Here is a 14,503-nt window from a genome sequence, read left to right as displayed (position 1 = left end):
ACTCCCACAGGGGGTGCCGCCCTCGGGCGTCAGCGCTGCGCCGTGGTGTTCGCGCCGTCCAGGGTCTCCCGGACCAGGTCCGCGTGTCCGGCGTGCTGGGCGGTCTCCCTGATCAGGTGCAGCAGGATCCGGCGCGCGGACCGGAACTCGGGCTCCGGCGGGGACCAGGGCGTCTTCGGCAGCGGCACGCTGACGTCCAGGTCCGGCAGCGCGGACACCGCCTCCTCGGTGGCCCGGGCGGCCGACGCGTAGCGCTCCAGCAGCGCGGGGAGCGTGTCGCCCTCGGCCATGCGGTACTGCGCCGTGTCGAGCATGCCGTCGGGCAGTTCACCGTCGCGCTCGGACATGATCCGGGTCCACATCTCCTCTCCCGTGGTGAGGTGCTTCACGATGCCGCCGAGCGTCAGCTCACTCACCGTCGTACGCCGCCCGGCCTGCGCGTCGGTGAGTCCGCGCACGGTGATCAGCAACAGCGCGCGCTGCTCCGCGAACGCGGCGAGCAGGTCCGTCTTCTCTGAGGAAGTGGTCATGTCCCGACCGTAGGGAGGAAATAGGTCAGTTGCTGTCCGCTACGGCGGTCGTCGGCCGGGTCGGATTGTCAGTGCGCGGCTCTACAGTCACCACCATGGCGACTCTTCCCAACCTCCTGCCGAAGCTGGCGGCGGACCCGAGCGGCGGCTCGCTCGGCCTCCGGCTCCCCGCCGGGACGCTCCTCGACACCACCGACGAGGGCCCCTGGCACGAGCCGTTGCTGTGGTGCGCCGGCGAACGGGCCGTCCCGGGCGGCTGGACGGCGCTGGAGCCGGCCCGTCGTGCGGGACTCCTGCCGGTCGTCCTGGAGACGGGCGACGGCCACGGCGGCCCGGACCGCTGGGAGTTGATGCCGGGCGAGGTGTCCTACCCCGGGGACCACGACGCCGAGGAGGTCCTGGCGGAGCACTGGGAAGAGCACGCCGCGCAGGGCGAAGCCTGGCCCGGCCCGGCCGATGCCGCCCCCGGGGCCCAGGACCCGGACAGCGTGGCCGCCGGCACCGTGGACGCCCTGCTCGGCGACGGCGGCCCCCTCAAGGACCCCCGCCTCGCCCTCGTTCCGGCCCGCCGCAGCGCGGACATCCCGACGGCGATCGGCTGGACGGGCCCGGTGAACCACGAGGGCGACACGGCCCGGCTCAGCGCGGTGCTCCGCTCCTGGGAGGACCGCTTCGGCATACGTGTCGTAGCCCTCGGCTTCGATCACCTGCTGGTGTCCGTGGCCGCCCCGCCCACCACCCCGGCCGCCGCGCGAGCCGTCGCCGCCGAGCACCTCGCGTTCTGCCCCGACAACATCCACCAGGGCGCGGACCCGACCCTCCGCGCCTACGCCGAGCACCAGGTCCTCAACCGGCGGACGTGGCACTTCTGGTGGGACTGAGCCCCTCCCCCAGCCTGCGCAGTCCTTCCCCGATCTCCTGCGGCGTCTGCGTCACGAAGCACAGCCGCAGGGTGGTCCGGTCGGGCGTGCCCGCGTAGAAGGGGGCGCCGGGGACGTAGGCCACGTTCTGCCGGACCACCTGCGGCAGCAGGGCCGTGGTGTCGTACGGCTCCGGCAGGCGCGCCCAGAGGAACATGCCGCCCTCGGGCCGGTGCCAGGCCGACCCCTCGGGCAGCGCCCCGGCGAGCCCGGAGAGCATCGCGTCGCGGCGGTCGCGGTACACGCCGGCGACGCGGGCGACATGGGCGTCCAGGTCGTTGTCGGCGAGGTAGCGGGCCGCGGCGAGCTGGTTGACGGTCGGGGTGTGCAGATCGGCGGCCTGCTTGGCGACGGCACAGGCGCGCCGCAGCTCGCCGGGCGCCCGCAGCCAGCCCAGACGCAGCCCGGGCGCCATGACCTTGGAGAAGCTGCCGAGCAGCACCGTCCGGTCCTCGGCGCCCGGGTGGGCGGCGATCCACGGCACGCGTTCACCGTCGTAGCGCAGTTCCCCGTACGGGTCGTCCTCGACGATCCACAGTCCGCGCCGGGCGGCGACCGAGGCCACGGCGGCGCGCCGCTCGGCGGGCAGTGTCCGGCCGGTGGGGTTCTGGAAGGTGGGCACGGTGTAGAGCAGCTTGGGCCGCTCGCGCACGACGAGTTCCTCCAGCGCCCCGGGGTCGATGCCGTGCTCGTCGCCGGGCACGGCCACGATGCGCGCCCCGGCGAGGCCGAAGGCCTGGAGCGCGGCCAGATAGCAGGGGCTCTCGACGAGGACGGTGTCCCCGGGTTCGAGCAGCGCGGTGGCCAGGAGCGAGAGGGCCTGCTGGGAGCCGGTGGTGACGAGCAGCTCGTCGGGGCCGGTCGGCAGGCCGCGCGCGGTGGTCCGGGCGGCGAGCGCATCCCGTAGCGAGGGTTCGCCCTCGGTCGTGGAGTACTGCAGCGCCCGCGCGGGTGCTTCGGCGAGCACCGTCTCGTACGCGGCGGCGATGCCCTCGGCGTCGAACAGCTCCGGTGCCGGGAGCCCGCCCGCGAAGTTGATCACCTCGGGTCGGGCGGTGACGGCGAGGATGTCCCGTACGGGGGAGCCGCCGACGGCCCGCGCCCGGGCGGCCAGGGGCGGCACGGGAGAGTGGGTGGGCAGGGGCTCGGCGACGGTCATGACACGGCTCCTTCGGCTGCGGTGACGCCTGGTGCCCCGCAGCCTAAGGAAGTACGTGTCGCCTACAAGCAGGTTTCCGGGATCCGGACGCCCCGCCGGTCACGCGGCGGCGCGGCTGGTGCCGCCGCGCGCACGGGGCGCGGACCGGGCGACCCGCGGCTCAGCCCTTGGCGCCGATCGCCGCGTACACGTTGATGTCCGCGTCCGTCACGTCGTTGATGTCGCGGTAGCGCACCTTCTCGATCGCCTCCAGTCCGGCGAGGTAGGACTCCTCCGGCTGCTCGGGGACGGGGGCGGCGTGGTCGGGCCGCCAGCGGTGCGCCGGGACGATGCCCGGGTCGGCGATCTCCAGCCCGTTGTCCGTGAAGAACCGCTCGACATCGGCCCGGGACCGCAGCACGAAGGTGAACCCCCGCTCGGTGTAGGTCCGCTGGACCGCGCGGATGTTCTCGGGGTTGAGGTCCTCGGTGAGGTGGCTCAGCACCAGCCGGCTGCCGGCGGGCAGTTCGTCGAGCAGCCCGCTCACCAGCGGATACGCCTCCTCGTCCGCGACGAAGTGCAGGACCGCGACCAGGCAGAGCGCGACCGGCCGGTCGAAGTCCAGGGTCTTGGCGGCCTGTTCGAGGATGCGGGCCGGGTCCCGCAGATCGGCGTCGATGTAGTCCGTACGCCCCTCGGGTCCGCTGGTCAGCAGGGCGCGTGCGTGCGCGAGCACCACGGGGTCGTTGTCGACGTACACGACCCGCGACTCGGGCGTGATCCGCTGCGCGATCTGGTGCACGTTCTCGGCGGTGGGCAGCCCGGTCCCGATGTCCAGGAACTGCCGGATGCCGTCCTGCTCCACGAGCGTGGTCACCGCACGCCGGAGGAAGTCGCGGTTGTGCCGTACGTCGAGGTACCCGCGCGGGTTGGCGGCCAGTGCGGCGGCGGCCGCGTCCCGGTCGGCAGCGTAGTGGTCCTTGCCGCCGAGGAAGACGTCGTAGACGCGGGCCGGGTGCGCCTTGCTGCTGTCGATCCTCCTCTGCAGCTCGGCGGGATCCTGGCTGAGGGCATCACCGGACATGGACGTCTCCCTGAAAGTAGGTTGTTCAATCAGCAACCACCACTACGGTCAACAACCTAACGGTTCAACCGAGTTGGCGGTGCCCGTACGATCGCCCGGGGCCGACTACTGCGTGGTCCCCTCCTCGACCCACTTCTCGCCGCCCAGCGGGAACTCGTACGCCGGGCGCCCGTTGTTGCCGCTCGTGCGGAAGGGCCGGCCGTGGTCGTCCACGGTCAGTGTGCCGGTGCGGTCGCCGCTGGACCAGGCCAGTTCCAGGTACCAACTGACCTCGTACGCGGAGGCGTCGGCCCGGATGTAGTACACCTCCGGGTCGCTCTCGCTCACCTTGAAGGGGAAGTTCGCGTGCCCCGCCTCGGGCACGACCCCCGGGCGCGCGGCGTCGAGGGCGACGGTGAAGAACCGGGTCGGCACGCCACCGCCGCAGCCGACGCCGGGATACCCCATGGCGTAGTCGTTCCAGGCGAGCGGCGCCCGCTTGCCGGCCATACGGACCGTCAGCCGCTTGACGACCACGGTCTCCTGGCCCTTCCCCTGCACGGTCAGCTTCAGGAACTGCTCCCCCGACGGCACGGCCCCGTTGGCCGCCACCCAGCCGGGCGCGTCCTGCTCCGGCGGCGGCGGCCCGACCCGCCCCGGCGGCAGATCGATCAAGTAGCGCTGGGAGCAGGGGCTTTCCCATGCGTGCGGCTCCGTGTCCACGGTGAGGGGAGCGGAGGCGGGGGCGTTGTCCCGCCCGGTGCCACCGGCGCCGCTGCCTTTGCCGGTGCCTGTGCCGGGTGAGGCCGAGGTGGGGGACTCGGACGCAGTCTGCTTCCCCTTGCCCTTCCCGTCCTTGCTCTTGTCCTTGTCCTCGCGGCCCGCCGACGAACCGGCCGAGGGCGACACGGACGCAGCCGTGCCTTTTCCCTCCTGCCCGCCGCCACCGCCGGAGGCCGCCGCCGCACCACGTCGCCCCTCGTCGTCCGACCCACCGGAGGGAACGGCCACGGCGAGACCGACTCCGCCGAGCACCACGGCCGCGGCGACACCGACGAGCAGGGCGCGACGGGGGCGCGGGCGGCCCGCGGGCTCTGACGGTTCGGGTACGTCGGCCTCCGAGGTCGCGCCCTTCGGCACCAGGACGCCGGCCTCCGAGGAAGCCGCCTCTGTCGAAGTCACGTCTGTCGAAGTCACGTCTGTCGAAGTCACCTCTGTCGGGGGCACCTCCGGCGAGCTCACCCCCGAAGCGCCACTCCCCGCAGCCGGGCCCCCCGAACCCACACCCCCCGAAACGCCGTTCCCCGTACCGCCGCCACTCCCCTTGCGCACCCGCCCCGCATCCGCCAGCACCCACCGACGGTGCAGCTCGACGAGTTCCTCCGGCGACGCCTTGCACAGCCGGGCGAGCCGCTCCACCGGCGCGTAATCGGTCGGCACGGCATCCCCGTTGCAGTACCGGTGCAGCGTCGACGTACTCATGTGGAGCCGCTTGGCGAGCACCCCGTAGCTCAGCCCCGAGCGCTCCTTCAACTCCCCCAGCAGGGCGGCGAATGCCGCCGCGGTCGTGCCTTCCGACACCGCTCCTCCATGCCCCGTGTCCCGTTCCCCCGTTCCAGGGAATGACTGTTCTCCCTGGTCACAGCATCTGCGGGCGTTCCAACGTCCCTGATCCCCCGCCGGGTCTGGCGGCCGGGACGGACCACCGCACAAGCTCTGGTCATCCAAGCACGCCGCTCCCGGCCCACCGACAGCGCGACCCGCCAGGGCCCGCTTCCCACTGCCTTTGTCCGAAAGGAAACGCAAGATATGCGCAAGTACCACGCCCTCCCCGTCGCCCTCCTGGCCGCCCTCGCCCTGACGGCCTGCCAGAACGGCACGGGCACGAAGGACGAAGGCGCGGCGCACCCCGACCCGGCCTCGGCGACCGTCACCGCGACGGACCCGGCCGGGGACGGGGACAGCGGGAAGGGAACGACCGGCGCGACCGGTACGCAGGGCACGACCGGGGCAACCGGCGCGCAGGGCACGACCGGCGCGACGGGGACGCAGCCCACCAAGGGGGACAAGTCCGCGAAGGGCGACAAGGCCGCGAAGGGCACCACGGCGACCCGCGTGTCCTGCAACGGCTCCAACACCACCGTCACCGCCCAGCCGGTCCGCCGCCCCCTCAACCACATGCTGCTCACGGTGAAGAACACCGGCTCGAAGATGTGCGACCTGACCTACTACCCGGTCCTGCGCTTCGACGAGATGCAGTGGGTCCCGCGGCCGATCAAGGACTCCAAGCCGCAGGCGGTGACGACGCTGGCCCCCGGCGAGTCCGGCTACGCGGGTGTCTCACTGTCCGCGGCAGACGGCAGCGGCGAGTGGGGCACGACCAGCCACAAGCTCACCGTCGGCTTCCAGGGCCGCACGCCGAACAGCGACGGCGGCCCCTCCGCGCTCCCGACCCTGCCGGCCAAGGGCGTGTACTACGACAGCACGCTCACGGTCACGTACTGGCTGCGCGACATGGACGACGCGCTGACCTACTGATCCTCGACCTACTGATCCTTGAGCTTCTGGGCCACTTCGGTGGCCCAGTAGGTGAGGATGCTCCGCGCACCGGCCCGGCGGATGCCGGTCAGGGCCTCCATGATCGCCCGGTCCCGGTCGATCCAGCCCTTCTCGGCGGCGGCCTCGATCATCGAGTACTCGCCGGAGATCTGGTAGGCGGCGACGGGCACGTCCACGGCGTCCGCGACCCGGGCGAGGATGTCCAGGTAGGGACCGGCCGGCTTGACCATCACCATGTCGGCGCCCTCCTCCACGTCGAGGGCGAGCTCCCGCAGCGACTCACGCACATTCGCGGGATCCTGCTGGTAGGTCTTGCGATCCCCTCGCAGGGACGAGCCGACGGCCTCCCGGAAGGGCCCGTAGAAGGCGGAGGCGTACTTGACGGTGTAGGCGAGGATGGCGACGTCCTCCCGCCCGATCTGGTCGAGCGCGTCGCGGACGACCCCGACCTGCCCGTCCATCATCCCGCTGGGCCCGACGACATGAGCGCCGGCGTCGGCCTGCACCTGGGCCATCTCGGCGTACCGCTCCAGGGTCGCGTCGTTGTCGACCCGGCCCTGCTCGTCGAGGACGCCGCAGTGCCCGTGGTCGGTGGTCTCGTCGAGGCACAGGTCGGACATGACGAGCAGATCGTCGCCGACCTCGGCCCGCACGTCCCGGAGGGCGACCTGGAGGATCCCGTCCGGGTCCGTTCCCGGCGTCCCGAGCGCGTCCTTCTTCGACTCCTCCGGCACGCCGAACAGCATGATCCCGGAGATCCCCGCCGCGACCGCCTCCGCGGCGGCCTTCTTCAGACTGTCCCGGGTGTGCTGCACGACCCCCGGCATCGCGGTGATCGGCACGGGCTCGCTGACGCCCTCCCGCACGAAGGCCGGGAGAATGAGATCGGCGGGGTGCAACCGGGTCTCGGCGACCATCCGACGCATCACGGGGTTGGTCCGCAACCGCCGCGGCCGAGTACCGGGGAAAGATCCGTACGTCGTCATGCCCCTACGCTACGCCCGCCCCAAACCCCCCGATACCGACGCCTTGTCGGCCACGCCGAGCTGCGGACGCCCGCCCCGCCCAGGTACGGGGCGCCCGCCCGGCTGCGGGCCGCCTCCGCCCGCGGGCATGCGCTCCCACTCCAACTGCGGGCATGCGTGCCGCTAAGGGCGGCACGGGTGGGCGCAGCAGCACCCCGCTCCGCCGGGCTGCGGACCCACCCGCCCCCAGCCCTAACGCCGCGACACCCCGCTCCGCCGGGCTTCGAAACCCCCCGCCCCCCAGCACGAGGCAAGCAGCACCCGGCACCCGGCACCCACGCCGAGCACCCCCGAAGCCCACAGCCCCCGCATGCGCCCCCACACCCCCAGGTCCATCCTGAAACAGCAAGGACAAGGACCCCGACGGCCGGCCCACACCCACCGCCGCAGTCCCTCCGTACCCGCCCCCACGGAGGACGCGATGACCGCCCCCCACCACACCCCCGACCTCTTCGCCCTCTCAGAGATCCACGGCCCCGTCCTACGCCCCGGAGAAGACGCCTACGCCGACGAGGTCACCGGCTTCAACCTGGCCTCCCTGCACACCCCGGACGTGGCCATAGGCGCCACCGGCCCCGACGACATCGTCACCGCCATGCGCTGGGCACACGCCACCCACACCCCCGTCGCCGTCCAGGCCACCGGCCACGGCGCCAACTTCCCGATCGAGCACGGCCTGCTGATCAACACGTCCCGCATGACGGACGTCCACGTCGACCCCACCACCCGCACCGCCACCATCGCCGCCGGCGCCAAGTGGAGCCACGTCATGGCCGCGGCCGCCCCGCACGGCCTGGCGGGCCTGTGCGGCACCTCCACGGACGCGGGCGTCGTCGGCTACACCCTCGGCGGCGGACTCCCGGTCCTCGGCCGGGCCTACGGCCACGCCGCCGACCTGGTCCGCTCCTTCCAGGTCGTCACCCCGGACGGGCACCTGCGCGAGTCGGACCCACGCCACGAACCGGAACTGTTCTGGGCGCTGCGTGGCGGCAAGGGCAACGTGGGCGTGGTGACCTCACTGATCACCGAACTGCTCCCGCTCCCCCGCCTGTACGGCGGCGGCCTCCACTGCCACGCCGAACACACCCGGACGCTGCTGCGGGCCTGGGCGGAGTGGACCCGCACGGTCCCGGACGAGATGTGCAGCATGTTCTCGGTGCTGCGCCTGCCGCCGATCCCGCAGATCCCGGAGCCCCTGCGCGGCGGCTTCTGGGCCCGGGTCGCGATCGCGTGGCCGGGCGACCCGGCCGAGGGCCAGGCCCTGATCGCGCCGCTGCGCGAGGCCGCCCCCGTCGCCGTCGACACCGTCGAGGAGATGGATCACGCGGCCATGGACCGCATCCACATGGAACCCCAGGACCCGCTCCCGGCACGCGAGTGCTGCATGCTCCTGCGCGACCTGCCCCCCGACGCCATGGGCACGTTCCTGGAGCAGGTCGGCCCCGCAGCCGGCGCCGAGTACCCCCTCCTCGTAGCCTCCCTGCGGCACATGGGCGGCGCGCTGTCCCGCCCGTCCGCCGTCGAGGACGCCGTCTGCTCCCGCGACGCCCGCTACTTCATGGAGTCGGTCGGCATCATGCCCGCCCCACCCGTGGCCGAGGCCGTCGAGCAGGCGACACGCGGCCTCTACACGGCCATGGCCCCGTACGGAACGGGCCGCACCATGGTCAACATCCACGGCACCCCGGGCGACGAACAGGACCGCGCCCGCGCCTGGACCCCGGAGGTCTACGCCCGCCTACGCCACGACAAATCCGTCTACGACCCGGACAACCTCCTGCGCTACGGCCACGCGGTGACTCCCGCGTAGCCGCAGCCAGTGAGGGTCGCTCACGTCGTCGAACGCCTCCGCCGAGCCCCCGGCCGCCGCTCGCTCGGCCGCGTCACCGGGTCGCCGGCCTCCAAAGCCGCCGCACGGCGCTTCGCGCCGAAGTCGGCCAGGGCTTCCGCCAGCTTGTGCACGGACGGCTCGGGAGCCATGACGTCCACCCTCAGCCCGTGCTCCTCGGCGGTCTTCGCCGTGGCCGGGCCGATACACGCGATCACGGTGACGTTGTGCGGCTTGCCGGCGATGCCGACCAGGTTCCGCACGGTGGACGACGAGGTGAACAGAACGGCGTCGAAGCCACCGCCCTTGATCGCCTCGCGGGTCTCCGCCGGCGGCGGCGAGGCCCGCACGGTCCGGTAGGCCGTGACGTCGTCGACCTCCCAGCCGAGCTCGATCAGCCCGGCGACCAGCGTCTCCGTGGCGATGTCGGCGCGCGGCAGGAACACTCTGTCGATCGGGTCGAAGACCGGGTCGTAGGGCGGCCAGTCCTCCAGCAGACCGGCGGCCGACTGCTCACCGCTCGGCACCAGGTCCGGCTTCACGCCGAACGCGATCAGCGCCTTCGCCGTCTGCTCGCCGACGGCCGCGACCTTGATGCCCGCGAAGGCACGCGCGTCGAGCCCGTACTCCTCGAACTTCTCCCGCACGGCCTTGACCGCGTTGACCGAGGTGAAGGCGATCCACTCGTAGCGGCCCGTGACGAGCCCCTTGACCGCGCGCTCCATCTGCTGGGGCGTGCGCGGCGGCTCGACGGCGATCGTCGGCACCTCGTGCGGCACGGCCCCGTACGACCGCAGCTGGTCGGAGAGCGACGCCGCCTGCTCCTTGGTCCGCGGCACGAGCACCTTCCAGCCGAACAGCGGCTTGGACTCGAACCACGCGAGCTGGTCGCGCTGGGCGGCGGCGGAACGCTCACCGACCACGGCTATCACCGGCCGGCCGCCGTCGGGCGAGGGCAGCACCTTGAGCTGCTTCAGCGTCTGCGCGATCGTGCCGAGCGTGGCGCTCCAGGTGCGCTGCCGGGTGGTGGTGCCGGCGACGGTGACCGTCATCGGGGTGTCCGGCTTGCGCCCGGCGGAGACGAGCTCGCCGGCCGCCGCGGCGACGGAGTCCAGCGTCGTGGACACGACGACCGTGCCGTCCGACGCCCCGACCTCCGTCCAGCAGCGGTCCGACGCCGTCCGCGCGTCCACGAACCGCACGTCCGCGCCCTGCGCGTCGCGCAGCGGCACACCGGCGTACGCGGGCACGCCGACGGCGCTCGCGATGCCGGGGACGACTTCGAAGGGCACCCCGGCGGCGGCGCACGCCAGCATCTCCTCGGCGGCGTACGTGTCGAGGCCCGGGTCCCCGGACACCGCACGCACGACCCGCCTGCCGCCCCGTGCGGCCTCCATGACAAGATGTGCGGCATCCCGCACCGCGGGGGCGGCGACGGTGGTTGACGTGCCGTCAACTACCGTCAGCTGGGGCGTCCCTGTGCCCGGCGCCGGATCCTGGGAAGGATCCGGGTCCGTGTGCACTTCGGACACGCCCTGCCTGGCGTGCTGACGTACGACGTCGAGCACTTCGTGCTCGGCGACGAGGACGTCGGCACTCGCCAGCGCCTCCACGGCGCGCAGAGTCAGCAGTCCCGGATCTCCGGGTCCGGCACCCAGGAAGGTGACGTGCCCGTGTTCAGGACCGGCGGAAAGGGTGGTGGGGCTCACTGTGCTCGCTCCCCCATCAGACCGGCCGCGCCCTGGGCGAGCATCTCGGCCGCGAGTTCGCGACCGAGCGCCATTGCCCCGTCGTGCGTCTCGGGCACGGGACCGGTGGTGGACAGCTGCACCATGCGCGTGCCGTCGGTTGTCCCGACGACGGCGCGCAGGCGCATTTCCTTGACAATCTGCCCGTCGGCCAGAAGGTCGGCCAACGCGCCCACAGGTGCGCTGCAGCCGGCCTCCAGGGCGGCGAGCAGTGATCGCTCGGCCGTCACGGCGATCCGCGTGAACGGGTCGTCGAGCTCGGCGAGCGCGGCGATGAGGTCCGCGTTGCCCGCGGTGCACTCGATCGCCAGGGCCCCCTGGCCGGGGGCGGGCAAAACCGTGTCGACCGACAGGAAGTCGGTCACTTCGTCGCCGCGGCCGATCCGGTTGAGTCCGGCGGCGGCCAGCACGACGGCGTCGAGCTCCCCGCTGCGCACGAACCCGATGCGGGTGTCGACGTTGCCGCGGATCGGGACCGTCGCTATGTCCAGGCCGTGGCTGCGGGCGTACGCGTTGAGCTGCGCCATGCGGCGCGGCGAACCCGTACCGATGCGGGCCCCGGAGGGCAGGTCGGTGAACTTCAGCGCGTCCCGGGCGACGATCACGTCCCGCGGGTCCTCGCGCACCGGCACGGCGGCGACGACCAGGTCGTCGGGCTGCGTGGTCGGCAGGTCCTTCAGCGAGTGCACCGCGAAGTCGACCTCGCCCTTGAGCAGCGCGTCGCGCAGGGCGGTCACGAACACGCCGGTGCCGCCGATCTGGGCGAGCTGCTCGCGCGAGGTGTCTCCGTACGTGGTGATCTCGACGAGCTCGACGGGCCGCCCGGTCACCCGGCTCACGGATTCCGCCACCTGGCCGGACTGGGCCATGGCGAGCCTGCTGCGCCTGGTACCGAGCCTCAGCGCCCCTTGTGCATCCGCTCCCCGCTGGGGCGCCTCAGCCGGTGCCGAGGACTCGACCGTGCTCAGCCCTTCGGGCCTCCGCGCGCTCGTGCCCTCGGCGCCGGCGCGCCCCAGCGGCTCACGCGTGTCGTTCATGCCGGCCCTCGGTCTTTCTCGGTGGTGCTGTCCTCGGCCCGGGAGACGGCGGCCACCGTCTCGGGGTCGAGGTCGAACAGGGTCCGCAGTGCGTCCGCGTACCCGGCGCCGCCGGGTTCGGCCGCGAGTTGCTTGACCCGCACGGTCGGCGCGTGGAGCAGTTTGTCGACCACGCGCCGCACGGTCTGGGTGATCTCCGCTCGGTGTTTGTCGTCGAGACCGGGCAGCCGACCGTCCAGCCGGGCGATCTCGCCGGCCACGACATCGGCGGCCATGGTGCGCAGGGCGACCACGGTCGGGGTGATGTGCGCGGCCCGCAGTGCTGCCCCGAAGGCCGCGACCTCGTCGGAGACGATACGCCGTACCTGGTCCACATCGGCAGCCATCGGAGCGCCCGCGGAGGCCTCCGCCAGCGACTCGATGTCCACCAGCCGCACCCCGGCCAGCCGGTGCACGGCCGCGTCGATGTCGCGCGGCATCGCGAGGTCCAGCAGGAAGAGCACGGGCTCGGGCCGCTGGGGCTCCTCGACCGGCTCGGGCCGGCGCCGCTCGGGGATCCGCCCGACGGTGGCGACGGTCGCGGCGAGCGCGGCGATGGCGTCGGTGTCCGCGGCGGGGTCGAGCGTGCCGGCCGTTCCCGGCCGGGCCGAACCGCCCGCCGCACGCTGGGCGCCGCCCACCGTGCCCTTGTCCACCCACGCCGCGTGCTGCTCCAGCTCGGCGGCGGCCATCCCGGCCACGGCCGCCTCGCCCAGCACGGAGAATCCGGCGGTGCCCTGCACCGAGGACAGCTCCAGCGGGCAGCCGTCCTCGCTGCCGAGGCTGGTGCCCGACGGACCACCGCGCTGCGCCCCGGCCGTACGGCCGGGCTCGCCGCCCGGCGCCGTCGGCCCGTCCGCGCCGGGCACCGCCGACGGCGGAGTACGGCCCTCGACCGCCTGGGCGACCGACTCGGCCGTCAGGACCAGGCCCGTCGCGCCCGTGCAGGAGACGGTGACGTCGGCACGTGTCAGCTCGGCCGGCACCGACTCCATCGGTACCGCGCGGGCCGCCACGTCCGTGTCGTCGCCCTCCATGAGGATCTGGGCGAGCCGCTCGGCGCGGTCGAAGGTGCGGTTGGCGACGACGATCTCCGCGACCCCGGCCCGCGCGAGCGTGGCGGCGGCCAGGGAGGACATCGACCCGGCCCCGATGACCAGGGCCTTCTTGCCCCGCGCCCACTGCTGCACGTCCCCGCCCCGGGCCAGCTGCTCCAGGCCGAAGGTGACCAGGGACTGGCCGGCGCGGTCGATGCCGGTCTCGGAGTGGGCGCGCTTGCCGACCCGCAGGGCCTGCTGGAACAGGTCGTTCAGGAGCCGGCCCGCGGACTGCACGTCCTGTGCCCGGGCCAGGGAGTCCTTGATCTGGCCGAGGATCTGCCCCTCGCCGACGACCATCGAGTCCAGCCCGCAGGCCACCGAGAACAGGTGGTGGACGGCCCGGTCCTCGTAGTGCACGTAGAGATAAGGGGTGAGCTCCTCCAGGCCGACGCCGCTGTGCTGGGCGAGCAGCGTGGACAGCTCGGCGACACCGGCGTGGAACTTGTCCACGTCGGCGTAGAGCTCGATGCGGTTGCAGGTGGCGAGCACCGCGGCCTCGGAGGCCGGCTCGGCGGCGACCGTGTCCTGGAGCAGCTTGACCTGCGCGTCCGCATTCAGCGCGGCCCGCTCCAGCACGCTGACCGGGGCGCTGCGGTGGCTGAGTCCGACGACGAGGAGGCTCATGCCGGCATCACGGCGGGCATGTCCCCGTCGGGCCCCTGGTCGGCGGAGTCGCTGCGGGCGGCGGCGGTGGGGACGCCACCGTCGGAGGCGGCGCCCTCCCCGGCCTTGCGCTGCTCGTGGAAGGCGAGGATCTGCAGCTCGATGGAGAGGTCGACCTTGCGCACGTCGACGCCCTCGGGGACGGACAGCACGGTCGGCGCGAAGTTCAGGATGGAGGTGACACCGGCGGCCACGAGCCGGTCACAGACCGCCTGGGCGGCACCGGCGGGAGTGGCGATGACACCGATGGACACGCCGTTGTCCTGGATGATCTTCTCCAGGTCGTCGGAGTGCTGCACCGGGATCCCGGCGACGGGCTTGCCGGCCATGGCCGGGTCGGCGTCGATCAGCGCGGCGACCCGGAAGCCGCGGGAGGCGAACCCGCCGTAGTTGGCGAGGGCGGCGCCGAGGTTACCGATACCGACGATCACAACCGGCCAGTCCTGGGTGAGCCCCAGTTCGCGGGAGATCTGGTACACGAGATACTCGACGTCGTAGCCGACACCCCTGGTCCCGTAGGAGCCGAGGTAGGAGAAGTCCTTGCGCAGCTTCGCGGAGTTGACCCCCGCCGCGGCCGCGAGCTCCTCGGAGGAAACCGTGGGAACCGAGCGCTCCGACAGCGCGGTCAGAGCGCGGAGGTACAGCGGAAGCCGGGCGACGGTGGCCTCGGGAATCCCTCGGCTGCGGGTCGCCGGTCGGTGAGTTCGGCCAGTTGCCACGGTGCTCCTGCGGGTAGAGCGGGGCTGTAGGCGGTCATACGTCCCTACATGACCGCCCCGTCGAAAGCAGGCTATGTCTTTGTGAACGCGTGCACAAAGATGGTGTCCGATTTGCCCGGCCAACGTGACCGGGG

Annotated in this window: 12 protein-coding genes; 3 read left to right on the top strand and 9 right to left on the bottom strand. The window is 72.9% G+C overall.

Features of this window, described 5'->3' with window-relative positions:
* Positions 1-29: 29 nt before the first annotated feature.
* Positions 30-530 (bottom strand): DinB family protein, encoded by a 501-nt coding sequence (locus QOL88_RS22400; RefSeq protein WP_097218800.1) that lies wholly within the window; start codon positions 528-530, stop codon positions 30-32.
* Between the two features lie 95 nt (positions 531-625).
* On the opposite strand from QOL88_RS22400, the gene QOL88_RS22395 reads away from it, so the two are divergent.
* Positions 626-1,411: a DUF4253 domain-containing protein gene (locus tag QOL88_RS22395; RefSeq protein ID WP_097218798.1), complete on the top strand. Its 786-nt coding sequence runs from the start codon at positions 626-628 to the stop codon at positions 1,409-1,411.
* On the opposite strand, the gene QOL88_RS22390 is transcribed toward QOL88_RS22395, so the two are convergent.
* The 3 genes from QOL88_RS22390 to QOL88_RS22380 form a co-directional block, all read right to left on the bottom strand.
* On the bottom strand, positions 1,377-2,609 hold the full coding sequence (locus tag QOL88_RS22390; protein ID WP_097218796.1) for an aminotransferase-like domain-containing protein: 1,233 nt from the start codon (positions 2,607-2,609) through the stop codon (positions 1,377-1,379). The genes QOL88_RS22395 and QOL88_RS22390 overlap by 35 nt on opposite strands.
* Before the next feature lie 160 nt (positions 2,610-2,769).
* Positions 2,770-3,672, bottom strand: a complete 903-nt coding sequence (locus QOL88_RS22385; protein ID WP_097218794.1) for an SAM-dependent methyltransferase — start codon at positions 3,670-3,672, stop codon at positions 2,770-2,772.
* 105 nt (positions 3,673-3,777) lie between these two features.
* On the bottom strand, positions 3,778-5,232 hold the full coding sequence (locus QOL88_RS22380) for a helix-turn-helix domain-containing protein (protein WP_097218792.1): 1,455 nt from the start codon (positions 5,230-5,232) through the stop codon (positions 3,778-3,780).
* A gap of 228 nt (positions 5,233-5,460) precedes the next feature.
* Here QOL88_RS22380 and QOL88_RS22375 point away from each other — a divergent pair, with 228 nt between their 5' ends.
* Complete coding sequence (locus tag QOL88_RS22375) at positions 5,461-6,189, top strand: DUF4232 domain-containing protein (protein ID WP_097218790.1); 729 nt, start codon at positions 5,461-5,463, stop codon at positions 6,187-6,189.
* Positions 6,190-6,197: 8 nt separating this feature from the next.
* Here the strand turns inward: QOL88_RS22375 and hemB are convergent, their stop codons facing one another.
* On the bottom strand, positions 6,198-7,196 hold the full coding sequence (gene hemB, locus QOL88_RS22370) for a porphobilinogen synthase (RefSeq protein ID WP_097218787.1): 999 nt from the start codon (positions 7,194-7,196) through the stop codon (positions 6,198-6,200).
* Positions 7,197-7,656: 460 nt separating this feature from the next.
* On the opposite strand from hemB, the gene QOL88_RS22365 reads away from it, so the two are divergent.
* Positions 7,657-9,045 (top strand): FAD-binding oxidoreductase, encoded by a 1,389-nt coding sequence (locus QOL88_RS22365; protein ID WP_097218785.1) that lies wholly within the window; start codon positions 7,657-7,659, stop codon positions 9,043-9,045.
* A gap of 20 nt (positions 9,046-9,065) precedes the next feature.
* On the opposite strand, the gene QOL88_RS22360 is transcribed toward QOL88_RS22365, so the two are convergent.
* The 4 genes from QOL88_RS22360 to QOL88_RS22345 form a co-directional block, all read right to left on the bottom strand.
* A complete protein-coding gene (locus QOL88_RS22360; protein WP_097218782.1) occupies positions 9,066-10,772 on the bottom strand; it encodes a bifunctional uroporphyrinogen-III C-methyltransferase/uroporphyrinogen-III synthase in 1,707 nt (568 codons plus the stop codon).
* Positions 10,769-11,680 carry a hydroxymethylbilane synthase gene (hemC, locus tag QOL88_RS22355; protein WP_373559347.1) on the bottom strand — a complete coding sequence of 304 codons (912 nt, stop codon included), beginning with the start codon at positions 11,678-11,680 and terminating at the stop codon, positions 10,769-10,771. Before hemC ends, QOL88_RS22360 begins: the two co-directional genes overlap by 4 nt.
* A 164-nt stretch (positions 11,681-11,844) precedes the next feature.
* The gene (locus tag QOL88_RS22350) at positions 11,845-13,611 is read right to left on the bottom strand and encodes a glutamyl-tRNA reductase (RefSeq protein ID WP_097218781.1); all 1,767 of its coding nucleotides are present in this window, start codon (positions 13,609-13,611) and stop codon (positions 11,845-11,847) included.
* Complete coding sequence (locus QOL88_RS22345; protein ID WP_097218779.1) at positions 13,608-14,369, bottom strand: redox-sensing transcriptional repressor Rex; 762 nt, start codon at positions 14,367-14,369, stop codon at positions 13,608-13,610. The genes QOL88_RS22350 and QOL88_RS22345 overlap by 4 nt, the downstream gene beginning before the upstream one ends.
* Positions 14,370-14,503 lie beyond the last annotated feature (134 nt).

The sequence above is a fragment of the Streptomyces sp. Ag82_O1-12 genome (genome assembly GCF_900182715.1).
In the GTDB taxonomy this organism is placed as follows: Bacteria; Actinomycetota; Actinomycetes; order Streptomycetales; family Streptomycetaceae; genus Streptomyces; species Streptomyces massasporeus.
The sequence above is the reverse complement of the archived record's forward strand: the minus strand, read 5'-3'. Positions and strand labels throughout refer to the sequence as shown.

What these genes read in the sequence shown, in the direction of transcription:
- QOL88_RS22350 (WP_097218781.1), bottom strand. Translation starts at nt 13,611, where the DNA reads ATGAGCCTCCTCGTCGTCGGACTCAGCCACCGCAGCGCCCCGGTCAGC.
- QOL88_RS22400 (WP_097218800.1), bottom strand. Translation starts at nt 530, where the DNA reads ATGACCACTTCCTCAGAGAAGACGGACCTGCTCGCCGCGTTCGCGGAG.
- QOL88_RS22395 (WP_097218798.1), top strand. Translation starts at nt 626, where the DNA reads ATGGCGACTCTTCCCAACCTCCTGCCGAAGCTGGCGGCGGACCCGAGC.
- QOL88_RS22385 (WP_097218794.1), bottom strand. Translation starts at nt 3,672, where the DNA reads ATGTCCGGTGATGCCCTCAGCCAGGATCCCGCCGAGCTGCAGAGGAGG.
- QOL88_RS22375 (WP_097218790.1), top strand. Translation starts at nt 5,461, where the DNA reads ATGCGCAAGTACCACGCCCTCCCCGTCGCCCTCCTGGCCGCCCTCGCC.
- hemC (WP_373559347.1), bottom strand. Translation starts at nt 11,680, where the DNA reads ATGGCCCAGTCCGGCCAGGTGGCGGAATCCGTGAGCCGGGTGACCGGG.
- QOL88_RS22365 (WP_097218785.1), top strand. Translation starts at nt 7,657, where the DNA reads ATGACCGCCCCCCACCACACCCCCGACCTCTTCGCCCTCTCAGAGATC.
- hemB (WP_097218787.1), bottom strand. Translation starts at nt 7,196, where the DNA reads ATGACGACGTACGGATCTTTCCCCGGTACTCGGCCGCGGCGGTTGCGG.
- QOL88_RS22390 (WP_097218796.1), bottom strand. Translation starts at nt 2,609, where the DNA reads ATGACCGTCGCCGAGCCCCTGCCCACCCACTCTCCCGTGCCGCCCCTG.